Genomic DNA, 15,844 nt, shown 5'->3' with positions numbered 1-15,844 from the left:
CCGGGCGCGTCGCCCGGGGCCTCGGTCCGAGACCCGAACGGGACCTTCGCCATGTCCGTGATCTCCGACACAGCCGTCGCGCCGGCCCGCGAAAGGCGGCGCTCCGGCCGGGGAGTCTGGTACCCCTACCTGCTGATCGCGCCGACGATGATCACGCTCTTGCTGGTCTCGCTGGTTCCGTTCGTCTACGCGATCTACCTCAGTTTCCATAAAGCCAAGTACGGCCGCGTCGGCGACTTCATCGGCTTCGACAACTACGCGAAGCTGCTGGCGGACCCGCAGTTCTGGAACTCGCTGAAGGTCGCGGGGCTGTTCGTCGGGATCGCTGTGCCGATCGAGTTCATGATCGGCCTCGGCGGCGCGCTGATCCTCAACTCGGGCGTCCGCGGTCGCTCCGTGCTGGTGCCGCTGCTGTTCATCCCGACCATGATGGCGCCGGTGGTCGTCGGCCTGCTGTGGAAGATCATGCTGGCCGGCTCCTGGGGCCTGATCTCGTACAATCTGCTGGAGCGGTTCGGGTGGCTCGGCGATCAGTCGATCTTCGCCTCGCCCGACCTTGCGCTCTACGCGCTGATGTTCGTCGACATCTGGCAGTGGTCGCCGTTCATGATGCTGGCGTTCTTCGCAGGGCTGCAGGCCCTGCCGCTCGGACCCTACCGCGCGGCGGCCGTCGACGGCGCCTCGACGCTGCGAGTGTTCTTCAAGATCACGCTGCCGATGATGGTCCCGCTGCTGGCCGTGATCGGCCTGCTCCGGCTGATCGACGCCTTCAAGGTGTTCGACACGATCTTCATCCTGACCGGCGGCGGCCCGGGCGTCGCCACGCAGTCTCCGAGCGTGCTGGCCTACAAGATGACCTTCGAGTTCTGGAACATCGGCGAGGCGTCCGCGCTCGCCGTGCTGGTCTGGGCGGCGTTCTTCGTCTTCTGCAACGTGTTCTACCAGATCGCCAAGAAGAAGCTGAACGCCTTCTGAGAGACGGAACGACCATGAACGCGAACAAGACAAGCCTGCTCTGGACGACGGTCGCCGTGCTCTATGCGCTGGTGCTGCTGTTCCCGGTGCTGTGGATGGCCACGATGATGGTGAAGCCGGCGGACGTGATGTTCGCGCGGCCGACCGAGTTCCTGTTCACGCCGACGCTCGCGAACTTCGACTACGTCATCGCCGAGGGCTTCGCCTGGAACCTGCTGACGTCGTTCGTGCTGTGCACGGTCTCGACGCTGCTCGTGGTGCTGATCGGGACGCCCGCGGCCTACGCCTTCGCGCGCTTCGAGATGAGGGGCAAGGACGACCTGTTCCTGTTCATCCTGGCGAGCCGGATGGGGCCGCCGGTGTGCCTCGTCATCCCGTTCTACCTTATCTTTACCAAGGTCGGCCTGCTCGACACCTTCGCGGGACTGACGCTCGCCTACATGACGTTCAACCTGTCGTTCTACGTCTGGGTGCTGCGCAGCTTCTGCCGCGACCTGCCGGTCGAACTCGAGGAAGCCGCCGCGCTCGAAGGCTGGTCGCGGCCGCAGATCTTCCTGCGCGTGGTGTTCCCGCTGCTGCGCAACGGCATCGTGGCGACGGCGGTGCTGTGCTTCATCTTCGCGTGGAACGAGTTCCTGTTCGCCTTCATGCTCGGCGGCGACCGCATCCAGACGCTCCCCGTCGCCATCCCGAAGCTCATCACCGCGCAGGGCGTGCGCTGGGGCGAGGTCGCGGTGGTCGGCATCGTGGCGCTGCTCCCGGTGCTCGCGGTGGTTCTTCTGTTGCAACGGCACATCGTCCGCGGCCTGACCCTCGGCGCCGTGAAAGGGTGACGATGGCGCGCTTCGTCCTCGTCCACGGTTCTTTCCACGGCGCCTGGTGTTGGGAGCGACTTACTCCGCTGCTGGAATCCGCCGGCCATGAAACGATCACGCCAAATCTTCCAGGCAGTGGGGGAGATTCCTCGCCGATCGAGAACGCCGATCTCGCGTCCTACGCTACCCGCGTCACGGGTGTCATCGACGGGATCGCGGGCCCCGTGATCCTTGTCGGACACAGCATGGGCGGCATCGTCTCGGCGCAGGTCGCGGAGCTCCGTCCGCATCGGCTTTCGGCGCTCGTCTACGTCAACGGCTTAATGCTGCGCGACGGCGAGAGCCTCGGAAGCTTCCTGGACGCCAACGCTCATCTCGACGTCGACGACCTCGTGCTAAAGAACATGGTGGTCTCGGTCGATGGCGCCGAAGCGCGCTTCCCGGCCGAGAAGGCTCGCGAAGTCTTCTACAACACCTGTGCGGTCCACGACGCTGCCTGGGCCGCAGCGCGGCTTGGGCCCCAACGCACTAAGATCTATGGGGAGCCGCTCAGGCTGACGCCCGAGCGCTTCGGGCTTGTGCCGCGCGCTTATGTCCGCGGCCTCAAGGACAATGCCGTATCGCTCGCCTATCAAGATGCGATGCTCGGAAATACGCCCTGCGAGCGCGTCTTCGATCTCGATGGCGACCATTCTCCGTTTCTATCCGCGCCCGAAATGCTCGCGGCTGTTCTCGAACAGGTCGCCGCGTCGTGACGGCGCTAATCTTCACTTCCGCGCGGCGGATCGGCCGTGACCTTCGCAGGAGACCGACATGAACCCCGCAGCCTTCGACGTCATCGACGGCGTGCCGCACTACAAGCTGTTCATCGACGGCAAGTGGACGGACTCGTCCCGCAACATGCTTGCGGACGACGTCAACCCGGCGACCGGCGAGGTCTTCGCGCGCACCCAGCAGGCCGGCGTCGAAGAGGTCGACGCCGCGATCGCCTCCGCCCACGCGGCCCAGGCGAAGTGGGGCGCGGCGATGGTGGGCGAGCGCGAGGCGATCCTGCTCAAGACCGCCGACGTCATCGTGCGCCGCACGCCGGAGATCCGCGACCTGCTGATCGAGGAGTGCGGCTCGGTGTTCTCCAAGGCGCTGTGGGAGATCGACTACGTGGTTGACGCCCTGCGGGTGGCGGCCGGCGACGCCCGCCACGTCATGGGCGAGACCATGCCGATGACGATGCCCGGCCAGATATCGATCTCGGTGCGCAAGCCCCTCGGCGTCATCGCCGGCATCGCGCCGTTCAATTCGCCCTTCCTGCTGTCGATGAAGAAGATCGCCTACGCGCTCGCGGTCGGCAACGCCTTCATCCTCAAGCCGTCGGAGGAGACCCCGCTCTCGGGCGCGATCATCGCCGACCTGTTCGACGAGGCGGGTCTTCCCGCCGGCCTGCTCAACGTCGTGCCGGGCGTTCCGGCCGAAGTGGGCGAGCGGCTGATCGCCGACCCGCGGGTCAAGATGATCACCTTCACCGGCTCCACCCGCACGGGGCGCCACCTCGCGGTGCAGGCGGCGACGCATCTCAAGCGCTTCACCCTGGAGATGGGTGGCAAGAGCCCGCTGATCGTGCTCGCCGACGCCGATCTCGACTACGCCGTCGACGCCGCGGCCTTCGGCGTCTACCTGCACCAGGGGCAGGTCTGCATGGCGAGCTCGAAGGTCATCGTCGAGGCGCCGCTGTTCGACGCCTTCGCGGAGAAGTTCAAGGCCAAGACCGCGGGCGTCAAGGTCGGCGACCCGCGCGATCCGGAGACGGTCATCGGGCCGCTCATCCGCGCCCGCCAGTGCGACTTCATCGACAGCCAGCTCAAGGACGCCACGGAGAAGGGCGCCGCCATCGTGTACGGCGGCACGCACGAGGGGCAGTTCTACCAGCCAACGGTGCTGACCGGCGTCACGCCCGAGATGCGGATCTACCACGAGGAGAGCTTCGGCCCCGTGGTCTCGCTCATCAGGGCCGAGGACTCCGAGGACGCGCTCCGCATCGCGAACGACACCGAGTACGGCCTCTCCGCCGCGCTGATCACCAACGACATGCAGAAGGCGCTCGATCTCTCGATGCGGCTCGAATCCGGCATGGTGCACGTCAACGACACCACCATCTCGGATGAGCCCCACGTGCCCTTCGGCGGCGTCAAGAACTCCGGCTTCGGCCGCGAGGGCGGACGCTATTCGCTCGAGGAGCTCACGGAAGTGAAGTGGGTGACGCTGCAGATGGGCAAGCGGCAGTTCCCGTTCTAAAGCGCGCCGCGGCGCGACGGAACCTTGCGCGCACTCGAAACCCCGCGGCTCGGCCCCAGAACCTCTGCGGGACATTCTGGCCGGGAGGAGACGATGCCCATGGCGCATTCGCTGTCGCACGATGGTTCGCTTCAGGCGTCTGAGGCCGGCGCCAACCAGCCCGACCTCGACTCGGAGGCGGTCTGGGAGGCCAAGGCCGATCTCGCGGCGTGCTTCCGCATGGCGGCGCGGTGCGGGTTCGAGGAGGGCATCTGCAATCACTTCTCGGCGCTCGTTCCCGGCTACGACGACCTCTTCATCGTCAACCCCTACGGCTACGCCTTCAGCGAACTGACGGCGTCCAAGCTGCTCGTCTGCGACTTCCACGGCGCCGTGGTGTCGGGCGAGGGCGCGCCGGAGGCGACCGCCTTCTACATCCACGCCCGCGTCCACAAGCGCGTGCCGAGGGCCAGGGTCGCGTTCCACACCCACATGCCCTACGCCACGGCGCTTTCCATGACAGAGGGCGAGCCGCTGATCTTCGCGGGGCAGACGGCGCTCAAGTTCTATGGCCGGACAACCGTCGACCGGGACTACAACGGTCTCGCCCTGGACGAGCGCGAGGGCGACCGCATCGCCGCCGCGGTGGGCGACGCCGACATCGTCTTCATGAAGCACCATGGCGTGATGGTGCTGGGACCGACGATCGCCGAGGCCTGGGACGATCTCTACTACCTCGAGCGCGCCTGCGAAGCGCAGACGCTCGCGCTCTCGACGGGGCGGCCGGTTCTGCCCGTCGCCCCCGAGATCGCCGAGGCCGCCTACCGCCAGATGCGCGACGGCGATCCGGAGTCGGCGCGGCTCCACCTCGCGGCCGTGCGGCGGACGCTCGACCGCCAGGAGCCGGAGTACAAGAGTTGACGCCGCGGTCGAGAGGCTACCGACGAGCGCCGGCGTGACCGCCTCCGCCGACGTGGAGCCCCGAACCCTGTCGCGCGGCTCCATGGCGATCGCGGCGTTCTCGACCGTCGTCGAGTGGTACGACTTCACGCTCTACCTCTATTTCGCGACGGTGCTGTCGCGGGTGTTCGTCGGGTCGGGCGAAGGCTCGCTGGCCGCCATTCTGGCGGGCTTCGCCGTGGCCTATCTGCTGCGGCCGCTCGGCGCGGTCGTGTTCGGCCACATCGGCGATCGGTTCGGGCGGAGGCGGGCGATGCTGCTGTCGGTCGCCGTCATGACGGCGGCGATGCTCGCCACCGCCCTGTTGCCGACGCACGCCCAGATCGGCCCCGCCGCGGCGTGGATGCTGCTGGCGCTGCGCTGCGTGATGAGCTTCTCCGTCGGCGGCGAGTACGTGGGCGTCGTGGCCTACCTCCTAGAGGGCGCCCCTCCGGAGCGGCGCGGTCTGATCACCTCGTCGGCCTCGGCGGCGAGCGAGATCGGCGCCTTGCTCGCGGCCGGCGTGTCCGCCCTGACGGTGCATTGGCTCAGCCCGGCCGACCTCGACGCCTGGGGCTGGCGCATCCCCTTCTTCGTCGGCGCGGCGCTGGCGGGGAGCGTCTGGATCGCGCGCTCGGCCATGCACGAGTCGCCGGATTTTGAACGCCAGCGCGCCTTGGGAAGCACCCCGGCGCAGCCGCTGCGCTACGCGCTCGCCCATCATCGCGCCGGCATCTTCCGCGGCTTCGCGATCTCGGCGCTCGGCTCGATCACCTACTACGTCGGCATCACCTACGTGCCCTCGTTCCTCACCTCGACGGGAGCTTTCGCAGAGGGCGCCTCGCTGTGGCTGTCCACGATCGCCGCCGTGGTGGTGATCCTGGTGACGCCGCTCGCAGGCGCTCTCTCCGACCGGTGGGGGCGAAGGCCGGTGTTGACGGCGCTGGGCGTCGGCAGCGCGGTCCTGCCGATCGTTCTGTTCGCGCTCATGGCCAGCGGCTCGGGGGCGCAGGCGCTCCTCGGCGCGGTCGTGCTGGCGGGCCTTGCGGGCGGGGTCAGCGCGGTCGGAGCGGTCGCGACCGCCGAGCAGTTCCCGGGCGAGGGACGGCTGACCGGCCTCGCGCTCGGCGCCACGACGGCCACGGCCGTGTTCGGCGGCCTCACCCCCTATCTCGCGCATGTTCTCACCGAACGCTCCGGCTGGGCGATGGCGCCTGGCGCGATGATCGGCGTCGTTGCGATCGTGGTGCTGCCGGTCCTGATGACGTTGAAGGCGCCGGCGACCGCGTCGGACGGACGTCTGCGAGCAGCCGCTCTCGACTGATCGGCGCGGCAAGCCGTCGTCTCGTGAACGCGCAGAGTTCCCCCGGACATCTGCGGAAACAAACGACGCGATGTTTGGCGGAAGCCGGCCCTGGAAAGCGCCGAACGCAATGCAGTCGTCGCGTGCGGGCAGGACGTCACGGCGATTTGCGAGTGCAGGCCGCGTCAGAATCAGTCAATTATCTTGCTGTGCGACAAACGGTTCGAAAGATATCTATTGCGCTGGCGCCGCCGATGGATCATCTCACCACCATCTCATATGGAGTTCCCCCAAAATGGAATACGAGACCGATTTCGTTTCGCTCGCCGCAGATGTCGTGAGCGCTTACGTCGGCAACAATTCTGTGCCGTCCGCCGACCTTCCCGCCCTGATCCAGTCCGTTCACGCCGCGCTCACTGCAACGGCGAAGGGCAAGGTCGAAGAGCCGGTCGTCGAGCTGAAGCCCGCCGTTCCGGTGAAGAAGTCCGTCAGCCCGGACTACATCATCTGCCTCGAGGACGGAAAGCAGTTCAAGTCGCTCAAGCGCCACCTGCGCACGAAGTACGACATGAGCCCCGAGGACTACCGCGCGAAGTGGGGCCTTCCGGCCGACTATCCGATGGTCGCCCCGAACTACGCGGCCGCACGGTCGGAACTGGCGAAGAAGATGGGCCTCGGGCAGCAGCGCGCCGCCGCGGCCGCTGCGCCGGCTCCCGCCAAGCGCGGCCGCAAGCCCGCTGCGAAGGCGGCGTAATCCACGTCCTGCGTCGGCGAGCGCCCTCGCGGCGCTCGCCCGTCGCCCTTTGGGCGGACCGCTGTTCCCGCCGGGCGCAGGCGTCCGGCGGGCCGGGCGTTAACGGATCGTAAACCATGAAGGCGCTTCGATCGTGGTCGGATGAACACGATAGAGGAGCGCTCCATGGGCACGATCAGCGTCGGCGAGGCTATGGAACTCGTCGCGGCGCGGGCCGCCGCCTACGCCGCTGGCGGCGCCGCGGACCTCGAAGACCGCGTGTCCACGCTGGCGGATGAACTCGAGCCGCTGATCAACGCGCCGATGGTCAACGTGCCGCGCTACTTTGAAGCTCTGTTCGAACGGCTGGACGCCGCGGCGGTTTCGCTGGCGGCGGTCGACGAGAACAAGCGCGGCCAGCCGACGGAAGACGAACTTCAGCGGCAGCGGCTGTTCTTCGCGGCCCTGGCGGATCACTTCCATAAGCGGCTGGACTTGGCCGCCTGAGTATTTCTTGCGCGAAGATGCGCCGCGAACGCCGCCGTTCCGATGACGACTGGAGATAAGCGTCGCCCGGCGACGACAATTCCCAACTGTCGACAAGCTACGCTCCTATGCGGCCGGCATGGCTCTAGGCGACGGCACGCGCGCCGGTCGATCGTTAAGATCGTCTCGATGACGTATATTGACGTATATCAGAGCGGTTTCGAGCCTCGTTGACCCACTGAACCCGCCGTCGTTCCGGGACAAGCCCGGGGCGACCGCGGAGCCTGAAACACCGTCGCGTTCATCTGACCCGAAACCGCTCGAGGTTCATCGCGGCGGGGTGATGCGAGGCGCTGAATTCGCTTTGGTTTATGTAAATATCTAAATATTCGATCCAGACCGATAAATCTTACTTGGCATTTGGCGAGGGCGACTTTTCAAAGGCGCGCGCGCAGTTCTAGTGATCAAATGACTAGTTATAAAGTCTAACTTTGCCAGCGATTGTGCAGTTGAACCGCCCGGAAATTGCACCCCAGTGGGAATTCGCGGTCCCCAAAATCCTTATTATTCAATCGTGTAGCGAACAGCGTAATTGGTTCCGCTCCCACCCTTTTTTGAGCGCCCCCGAGTTCCCTCCAACTTCGATTCAAATGCCATCTTTCATATAAGGAAATCGATCATTCGCTTAGTGATCTGCTGATCAACATTAGTGCACAACTATGGGGATGGGCAGAATGTCAACGTACACTTCGGGAGGCTCAACCGGTTTCGACAATCGAAATCTGTGGATCGATAACACAGGTCAGTCGACGGGGGAGTCATTTGCCAATCGGACAAGTACATCTGGGAGCATACTGACCGGTAATGCTCAAGATACGTACTCGGAATACACGTTTACGGCGAACGGTCTGACCTATCATTACATCGGCGAGTTTACCGCGAGCTTCACCGGGTCGCTGCTGGCAGGGACGGTGAGCGCCAGCGGCTACTACGACCAGATCACGGTGACCAACGCCAGCGGCGGGGTCGTCGCAAGCTATGCCGGCGACGCCGTCACCGTCGACTTCGGCAGCGAGGCGAGCGGGGTGATCGGCACGGTCACAGGGTTGCTCGACCTCGTCAGCGGACTGATCGGCGGCGAAGGCACGGAGGCGATCGGCAACCTTCATCTCGACGCCACGCCGAGCCTGCCCGCGCAGGCCTTCAGCGGCGCGGACAACCTGAGCGGCGGCTCCGGCGGAGACCATCTACTCGGGTACAACGGCGACGACGTGATCTCGGGTCTCGCCGGAGCGGACACCATCGACGGGGGCGCGGGGTCGAACACCCTCGACTACACCGCGTCGAACGCGAAGGTCAGCATCAACCTGACGACCGGCTCCGCCTCGGGCGGGCATGCCGCCGGCGACAGCTACACTCACATCCAGAACGTCGTCGGCTCCGGGTTCAACGATACGCTGGTCGGCGACTCGGGCGCCAACACCCTCCACGGCGGCTCCGGCAACGACCAGTTGCGGGGCGGCGGCGGAAACGACCGCCTCGTGGGCGGCGCCGGCGACGATGCGCTCACAGGCGGCAGGGGCGTCGACGTGCTCTTCGGAAAGACGGGCGCCGACACCTTCATCTTCAACAACATCGCCGACAGCGGCGTGACGTCGGATACCCGGGACACGATCAGCGACTTCAGCTCGGCGGAGGGCGACAAGATCAATCTCAGCGCCCTCGACGCGAACAACGACCTCAGCTTCATCGGCACCGGGAAATTCACCGGCGCCGGCGACGAAGTGCGCTACCAAGTCTATCAGAACGCGCTTGTTGTGTTCACGGACGTCGACGGCGACCGCGTGGCCGACTTCTCGGTCAAGCTCGCGGGCCTGGGCAGCGTCACCGCCGACGACTTCATCCTCTAGTCTTCGTCGAGACCGAACGAACCCCGGTGAATGGGCGCCCCGCTTCCGGCTTCGGCCGAGCGGGGCGTTTTCGCTTGGCCGCGGCGGCGCGCCGAGGGGGCGTCGATTGCGTCGAGAGGTCTGCGCGCGCCCCGGGGATTGGGCTCAGCCCGGGGCGTCGCGCCAGGCGGCGGGGGTCCGGCCGATGATCTGACGGAAAACGCGGGTGAAATGCGGCTGGTCCGAAAACCCGGTCTCGGCGGCGATCTCCGTGAGCGAAGCGTCGCTGCGCTTCAGCAGGTCCTGCGCCTTGCGTATGCGCGCCTGCATCTGCCAGCGGTGCGGCGGCACGCCGGTCGCCGCCTTGAAGGCGTGGCTGAAGTGGCTCTGCGTCATGCCCGTGAGGTCGGCGAGCTCCTGGAGACGGATGGGGCGGCCGCAGTTCGCCTCGATGTAGCCGATGGCGGCGTCGAGCTTGCGCTTAGGCAGGCCGCTGCGCTTGCGGGCGACCGGGACGGTCGCGCCCATCGCGGCGGAGATCAGCGCGGCCGTCAGGCTGTCGCCGTAGAGCGGGGGCAGGGGCGTGGCGCTCGCGCATTCCGCGGCGAGCATCCGCGCCAGGGAGAGCGCGCGCTCGTCGCTCGCCATCAGCCGGGGTTCGGCGAGCGCGCCGTCCTCTCCGATCATCTCGCGCAGCCACTCGGCGGACAGATGCACGTCGAGATGGAGGATCGAGGTGGCGCCGGCGAAGCAGGAGGACAGGCGCACGCCCGCGGGCACGAAGCTGAAGCCGGAGCCCGTCGACACCGCGACCTGCCGCCCTGCGTCCCGGAACGCCATCGGGGCCGCGAGCGGCTCGAGCACCACGAACAGTCGGGGGTCTTGCGAAACGTAGTCGCCGCTGGCGCCCGACGCGCAGTTCGCGCGCCACAGCTCGACGCAGCCTGAGGCGCCGGAGCGTCGCCAGCCGTCCACGACCTCGATCCCGTCGCGCCGCGACTCCATCCGCGGTCGGAAGGCCGCCATCGCCCGTCTCCTTTGGCGCCCGCACTGTTGCGGCGCGGCATCGCTCAGCGACGCTTTCGCAGCATTCAGCGAAACTGCCCAAAAGGCGACAACGTTCAAGCAAAAACGATCAATAAAAATCTAGATGCCGCTGTTAGGACACAATCTCCATGGGCGGCATCTGTTTTAAGAGTTCTAATCTAGCTCTTTATAGTCGCTCTAAACTAACAATACATGGGCGTACGATGAGAAAGAGCCGCGGCGCTGGATTGAAGAGCGCACTGTTGATCGGGGTTGCAGCGTCCGCGCTCCTCGTTGCTCCCGCCGTCGCGCAGCAGGCCGCCGACGGCGGGACGGTCGCCCTCGACGAACTTACCGTCACCGGCCGCGGCGTGCAGACGGGAACCGGCCCGGTCGACGGCTACGTCCCGCGCGCAACGACGACGGGGTCGAAGACCGACACCCCGATTCAGCTGATCCCGCAGTCGATCGGCGTGGTCGGACGTAGCCAGATGGACGATCTTGGCACCCAGAAGGCCGATGAGGCGGTGCGCTATTCAGCCGGCGTGTTTGCCCAGCCTTTCGGCGAAGACAGCGACAACAACTGGTTCTACATCCGCGGCTTCGACGCGACGCAGACCGGCGTCTATCGCGACGGCATGCAATTGTCCAACTTCGCCTTCGGCAATTTCTACACCGACAGCTATCTACTGGAGCGGGTCGAAGTGCTGCGCGGCGCGTCGTCTTCGCTCTACGGCGGCGGCAACATCGGCGGCATCATCAACTACGTCAGCAAGCGCCCCCTGGACTACGACTTCAACGAGGTCGAAGTCGGGATCGACAACTACCCTACCGGCTTCGTCGCCTTCGACGTCAACAGAGCCATTCCGAACGAAATCGTAAGCAAGATCGCGCCGCTGCCGCCGGTGTGGAAGTACCGTGTCACGGGCAAACTGGAGGGCGGCGACGGCTACAGCAAGCATGAGGACGGCATCCGCGGCGTCATTCAAGGCTCCGCGACCTATTCGCCTGATGCCGGCACGGATCTGACCGTATATGCTAACTACCAGCACATGGACCAGAACCACGGCGGCGGCGATTTCTTGCCGTACTATGGGACTGTAAAGCGGGCAACTTCCCTGGATGGCGCGATTGACCTCGGACGAATCAACCGGAAGGAAAACTACTCCGATCCCGATATCGACCGGTTCGATCGCCGCCAAGTTATGCTTGGTTACGACCTCCGACATGAGGTGAATCCGACTTGGACCGTGAACTCCAAGGCTCGGTTCGCCTACGGTCATGTCAAGGAAGACCAGCTCTACCCCTTCGGCTACGGCTTCGCCGATCGGCCTAGCGCCGGCAATACGCAGCTCGCTCGCATCCGCTTTGACCACGATACGGAGGCCGTCAGCTTTACCGCCGACAATAGCGCGACAGCCAAGTTCGAGACCGGCGGCCTCGATCACACCTTCCTCTTCGGCGTCGACTATAAGTTCTATCACATCGACCAAGTGCAGGCGTCGAACTCCTTTGCGACGTCGGTCGACGTTCATAATCCCGATCTGAACGACGCTCAGCCCGGTACCTTCCCTTACATCGATGAGAACACCAGCCTTCATCAAGTCGGCGTCTATGCGCAGGATCAAGTCCGTTTCGGCGGCGGCTTCATCGCGACCCTGAACGGTCGCTATGATCGCATCTGGACCGACGCGAACTTCAAAAGGCTGCCTTCGCCCTTCGGCGGCTTAAACGACACTGGCGAGGACAAGACCTACGAAAAGGGCCGGTTCAGCGGGCGTGCGGGGCTTGGCTATGAGTTCTCCAGCGGTCTCGTCCCGTACGTCAGTGTCGCAAGCACCTTCAATCCACTGCTTGGCTCGAACATCACCGCAGTGACTGGCGGAACGCGCCGCACGCTGTTCAAGCCCGAAACCGGCGTGCAGTATGAGGTCGGCGTAAAGTATGCGCCGAGCACTTTGCCGATCTTCGTCAGCGCAGCGATCTTCGACCTTGAGAAAGAGAACGTCGTCAACGGGCCGTTCCAAGCGCAGACCCAGCTTGGTAAGGTCCGCTCGCGCGGTTTTGAGATCGAGGCGCAGGCGAACCTGACTGAGAACTGGAAGTTTATCGGCGCATTTACGGCTTATCAGCTGAAAATCTTAAAGGGCCAGTCAGACACAGGCACGTCGCTCAAGGGCGAACAGCCCTATCTCGTCCCCGAAATCATCGGCTCCGCCTTCCTCGACTACACCTTCACAACTGGCGCGATGAAGGGCGTGAGCCTGGGCGGCGGCGTTCGCTACCTCGGCAAGTCGGAGGCCACCCAGCCGAACACGGTGAAGGTCCCGTCCGCCACGCTGTTCGACGTCGCGGCGCGTTACGAGTGGGACGCCTACAAGGTCAGCCTCAACGTGACGAACCTGTTCGACAAACGTTACGTGTCGGGGTGCCAGGGCATCAACGTCTGCTCCTATGGCGAGGGCCGCCGGGCGTTGGTCAAGGCGAGCTACACGTGGTGAGCTGAACGTCTGCTATCTGTGGAAGGGGCCGGCTCGCCGGCCCCTTCGTGCGTTTGAAAGAGCTTGGCGCTTGAACGGACCATACTCCTTAGGCCTCACGCGGCGCGCGCTGATCACGTCGCTCGCGGCGACGGGTCTGGCCGGCTCCCTCGTCGCTCCCGCCGGCGCCGCGAACCTCCGAGTGGCGGCGATCGATTGGGCGATGCTTGAGACGGCGCTGGCGCTTGGCGTCACGCCCGTCGCGGCGACCGAACTGAAGCTGTTCCGCCGGGCCGCGATCGAACCCGCCGTGCCCGCCGAGGTGGCGGACCTCGGGCTGCGGGGCGAGATCAACGCCGAGATGCTGCTTTACGCGCGGCCGGAGCTGATCCTGAGCTCGCCCTGGTACGAGAAGTACCGCGCCCAGCTTGAGCGCGTCGCGCCGGTCGAGAGCTTTTCCATCTACGAGCCCGGACGGTCGCCCTACGCCGCGGCGGAAGCCGCAAGCCGGGCGCTGGGCGCGCGGCTGTCCCGCGCGGCCGAAGCGGAGGCGCTGGTCGCTCGGGCCGACGCCGCGCTTGGCGAACGAAGGGCGCGGCTCGCGCCCTTCGCCGACCGTCCATTCCTGATGACGAACTTCGGTGACATCAGGCATTTCCGCGCCTTCGGAGCCGACAGCCTGTTCGCCGACGTGCTGGCGCGGCTCGGCCTGCGCTCCGCCTGGGCGGGTGGCAGCGCCTATGGGGCGGTCGCGAGCGTCGGACTGGAAGCGCTCGCCGCCATGCCCGAGGCCTGGATCGTCATCGTCGGGCCGACGCCGCCCGACGTTCTGAGGAGCCTCAACGGGAGCGCGTTCTGGCGCGCGATGCCCCAGGTCGCGGGCGGGCGCGTGATCGATCTCGGCCCGGTCAATCCGTTCGGCGCGCTGCCCGCGGCGCTCCGGTTCGCGCGCCTGCTCGACGAGGCTCTGGCGGGCCGCGACCATGCGTGAGGCGGGCCTCCGGGGATGGGCGCCCTGGCTCCTGCTCGGCCTCGTCGCGGCGGCCCTGTGGGCGGCGACGCTCGGCCGGCATCTCGGCGCCGGACTTACGCCGTCGAGCGAGCTCGACCGCCTGTTGCTGCTCTACAGCCTGATCCCGCGGGCCGCGACGGCGCTGCTCGCCGGCGCCGCGCTCGGGCTCGCCGGCGCGCTGCTGCAGTCCGCGCTCGACAATCCGCTGGCGGAGCCCGCGACGCTCGGCGTCTCCGCCGGCGCGCAGCTCGCGCTGACGCTGGCCGCGCTGCTGGCGCCGGGGCTCGGCGGCCTGGGCCGCGAGGCGGCGGCCTTCGCGGGGGGCGCGGGAGCGGTGGCGGCCGTGCTGGCGCTGACCTGGCGGCGCGGCCTCGATCCGGTTTCCGTCGTCCTCACCGGCATGATCGTCGCGATGATCGCGAGTTCGCTCAGCGCCGCGCTGATCCTGTCGCAGGGCGAATACCTGTTCGCGCTGCTGATCTGGGGCGGCGGTTCGCTCAGCCAGCAGAGCTGGGGCCCGGCCGGCGCGATCACGGCGGCGCTCGCCCTCGCGGCCCTTCCCGCGGCGCTTCTGGCGCGGCCGCTCGGCGTGATCGCGACGGGGGACGCCGGCGCGCGCGGCCTCGGCGCGCCGGTCGCGGCGATCCGGCTTGCGGCGCTCGGCGTTGGCGTGGCGCTGGCGACGACGGTCGCGGCGGAGGTCGGGCTGATCGCCTTCGTGGGGCTTGCCGGCCCGGCGCTCGCCCGGCTGTCCGGGGCGCGGACGACAAAAGCCGTCCTGCTCGCCTCGCCGGCCGTGGGCGCCATGCTGCTGTGGCTTGCGGACGGCGCGGTGCAGAGCCTGCCCGCCGGCTTCGACCAGATCCCCACCGGGGCCGCGACCGCGCTGCTCGGCGCGCCGCTGATGCTGCGGCTGCTGCCGCGCCTCAAGATGGCCGACCGCCCGCAAAGGCCCGTGCGCGCGTCGTCCCGGCCGGCTGCGCGCACCTTCGCCGTGCTCCTCGCGCTCGCGGCCCTCGTGCTGCTCGCCGCCGTGGCCCTCGGCCGCGCGCCGGACGGCTGGCATGCGGCGACCGGCGCGGGCTTCGCCGAACTCTGGCCGTTCCGTTGGCCGCGCACGGCCGCGGCGGCGGCGGCCGGCGCCATGCTGGGGGCCGCGGGCGTGATCGTGCAGCGCATGACGGGAAACCCGCTGGCGAGCCCCGAGGTGCTGGGCGTCAGCGCCGGCGCCGGGCTTGGCCTCGCCGTGGTGATGCTGCTCGCCACCAGCACGGCGTTGCCGCTGCGGTTCGCGGGCTCCGCCTGCGGCGCGCTGGCGGCGCTCGTGCTGATGCTGGCGATGTCCGGAGCGCGGGGCGTCGGGGCGGAGCGCTTCCTGCTCGCGGGCGCGACCCTCTCCGCGCTCTGCCTCGCGGCGTTGAACGCGGTGATCGCCACGGCGTCGACCCGCGCCTTCGCGCTGCTCGGCTGGATCTCCGGCTCGACCAGCGCCATCGGGCCGGATGAGGCGCTGGTCGCCTGCGCGGCGGCGGTTGCGCTCGCGCTGCCGCTCGCCTTCGTCGGCCGCTGGCTCGACGTGCTGCCGCTCGGGGCGCCGGTCGCCCGCAGTCTCGGGCTCGGCCTGCAGCCCGCCCGCCTCGCGCTCACCGCGCTCGCAGCCCTGCTCGCCGCCGCGGCGGCGCTCATCGTCGGGCCGCTGAGCTTCGTCGGGCTGGTCGCGCCCCATGCGGCCTACGCCAGCGGCCTGACGCGGCCGAGCGCCCATCTCGCCGGCGGCGCGCTCAACGGCGCGATCCTGATGGTGACGGCCGACCTTCTGGCCCGCACGGTGATCTTCCCCTACCAGCTGCCGCTCGGGCTCTTTGCGTCGCTGCTCGGCGGCGCCTATCTCGTCTGGCTGCTGCGCACGCGGTGAGGC

13 protein-coding genes are annotated in these 15,844 nt (G+C 67.4%); 12 read left to right on the top strand and 1 reads right to left on the bottom strand.

The genetic code is table 11. The features are described 5' to 3' along the window. The first annotated feature begins 51 nt into the window (after window positions 1-51). The 9 genes from JOD31_RS14255 (at window position 52) to JOD31_RS14215 (ending at window position 9,429) form a co-directional block, all read left to right on the top strand. Window positions 52-975 (top strand): carbohydrate ABC transporter permease, encoded by a 924-nt coding sequence (locus tag JOD31_RS14255; protein WP_246482505.1) that lies wholly within the window; start codon window positions 52-54, stop codon window positions 973-975. Window positions 976-989: 14 nt separating this feature from the next. After that, window positions 990-1,808, top strand: a complete 819-nt coding sequence (locus JOD31_RS14250; protein WP_204951011.1) for a carbohydrate ABC transporter permease — start codon at window positions 990-992, stop codon at window positions 1,806-1,808. 2 nt (window positions 1,809-1,810) lie between these two features. Continuing rightward, the gene (locus JOD31_RS14245; protein WP_204951009.1) at window positions 1,811-2,545 is read left to right on the top strand and encodes an alpha/beta fold hydrolase; all 735 of its coding nucleotides are present in this window, start codon (window positions 1,811-1,813) and stop codon (window positions 2,543-2,545) included. 58 nt (window positions 2,546-2,603) lie between these two features. After that, window positions 2,604-4,079 carry an aldehyde dehydrogenase family protein gene (locus JOD31_RS14240; RefSeq protein WP_204950999.1) on the top strand — a complete coding sequence of 492 codons (1,476 nt, stop codon included), beginning with the start codon at window positions 2,604-2,606 and terminating at the stop codon, window positions 4,077-4,079. A gap of 99 nt (window positions 4,080-4,178) precedes the next feature. Then, entirely contained in the window at window positions 4,179-4,979 is an 801-nt protein-coding gene (locus JOD31_RS14235; RefSeq protein WP_204950997.1) for an aldolase, read from the top strand. A 34-nt stretch (window positions 4,980-5,013) separates the two neighbouring features. Further along, on the top strand, window positions 5,014-6,321 hold the full coding sequence (locus JOD31_RS14230) for an MFS transporter (RefSeq protein ID WP_271206189.1): 1,308 nt from the start codon (window positions 5,014-5,016) through the stop codon (window positions 6,319-6,321). Between the two features lie 274 nt (window positions 6,322-6,595). Beyond that, entirely contained in the window at window positions 6,596-7,054 is a 459-nt protein-coding gene (locus JOD31_RS14225; RefSeq protein ID WP_020186491.1) for a Ros/MucR family transcriptional regulator, read from the top strand. 165 nt (window positions 7,055-7,219) lie between these two features. After that, the gene (locus JOD31_RS14220; RefSeq protein ID WP_204950995.1) at window positions 7,220-7,540 is read left to right on the top strand and encodes a hypothetical protein; all 321 of its coding nucleotides are present in this window, start codon (window positions 7,220-7,222) and stop codon (window positions 7,538-7,540) included. Between the two features lie 698 nt (window positions 7,541-8,238). Beyond that, window positions 8,239-9,429: a calcium-binding protein gene (locus JOD31_RS14215; protein ID WP_204950993.1), complete on the top strand. Its 1,191-nt coding sequence runs from the start codon at window positions 8,239-8,241 to the stop codon at window positions 9,427-9,429. Window positions 9,430-9,573: 144 nt separating this feature from the next. Here the strand turns inward: JOD31_RS14215 and JOD31_RS14210 are convergent, their stop codons facing one another. Continuing rightward, window positions 9,574-10,434 (bottom strand): AraC family transcriptional regulator, encoded by an 861-nt coding sequence (locus JOD31_RS14210; RefSeq protein ID WP_204950992.1) that lies wholly within the window; start codon window positions 10,432-10,434, stop codon window positions 9,574-9,576. A gap of 248 nt (window positions 10,435-10,682) precedes the next feature. On the opposite strand from JOD31_RS14210, the gene JOD31_RS14205 reads away from it, so the two are divergent. From JOD31_RS14205 to fhuB, 3 genes are all read left to right on the top strand, one after another. Beyond that, complete coding sequence (locus tag JOD31_RS14205; RefSeq protein WP_309299053.1) at window positions 10,683-12,935, top strand: TonB-dependent siderophore receptor; 2,253 nt, start codon at window positions 10,683-10,685, stop codon at window positions 12,933-12,935. Between the two features lie 70 nt (window positions 12,936-13,005). After that, complete coding sequence (locus JOD31_RS14200) at window positions 13,006-13,905, top strand: ABC transporter substrate-binding protein (RefSeq protein ID WP_204950988.1); 900 nt, start codon at window positions 13,006-13,008, stop codon at window positions 13,903-13,905. Further along, window positions 13,898-15,841: a Fe(3+)-hydroxamate ABC transporter permease FhuB gene (gene fhuB, locus JOD31_RS14195; protein WP_204950986.1), complete on the top strand. Its 1,944-nt coding sequence runs from the start codon at window positions 13,898-13,900 to the stop codon at window positions 15,839-15,841. Before JOD31_RS14200 ends, fhuB begins: the two co-directional genes overlap by 8 nt. Window positions 15,842-15,844: the final 3 nt, after the last annotated feature.

The organism is Methylopila capsulata (assembly GCF_016907975.1).
Classification (GTDB): domain Bacteria; phylum Pseudomonadota; class Alphaproteobacteria; order Rhizobiales; family Methylopilaceae; genus Methylopila; species Methylopila capsulata.
This window is presented reverse-complemented; position numbering and strand designations above follow the sequence as displayed.

What these genes read in the sequence shown, in the direction of transcription:
- JOD31_RS14255 (WP_246482505.1), top strand. Translation starts at nt 52, where the DNA reads ATGTCCGTGATCTCCGACACAGCCGTCGCGCCGGCCCGCGAAAGGCGG.
- JOD31_RS14250 (WP_204951011.1), top strand. Translation starts at nt 990, where the DNA reads ATGAACGCGAACAAGACAAGCCTGCTCTGGACGACGGTCGCCGTGCTC.
- JOD31_RS14245 (WP_204951009.1), top strand. Translation starts at nt 1,811, where the DNA reads ATGGCGCGCTTCGTCCTCGTCCACGGTTCTTTCCACGGCGCCTGGTGT.
- JOD31_RS14240 (WP_204950999.1), top strand. Translation starts at nt 2,604, where the DNA reads ATGAACCCCGCAGCCTTCGACGTCATCGACGGCGTGCCGCACTACAAG.
- JOD31_RS14235 (WP_204950997.1), top strand. Translation starts at nt 4,179, where the DNA reads ATGGCGCATTCGCTGTCGCACGATGGTTCGCTTCAGGCGTCTGAGGCC.
- JOD31_RS14225 (WP_020186491.1), top strand. Translation starts at nt 6,596, where the DNA reads ATGGAATACGAGACCGATTTCGTTTCGCTCGCCGCAGATGTCGTGAGC.
- JOD31_RS14220 (WP_204950995.1), top strand. Translation starts at nt 7,220, where the DNA reads ATGGGCACGATCAGCGTCGGCGAGGCTATGGAACTCGTCGCGGCGCGG.
- JOD31_RS14215 (WP_204950993.1), top strand. Translation starts at nt 8,239, where the DNA reads ATGGGGATGGGCAGAATGTCAACGTACACTTCGGGAGGCTCAACCGGT.
- JOD31_RS14210 (WP_204950992.1), bottom strand. Translation starts at nt 10,434, where the DNA reads ATGGCGGCCTTCCGACCGCGGATGGAGTCGCGGCGCGACGGGATCGAG.
- fhuB (WP_204950986.1), top strand. Translation starts at nt 13,898, where the DNA reads ATGCGTGAGGCGGGCCTCCGGGGATGGGCGCCCTGGCTCCTGCTCGGC.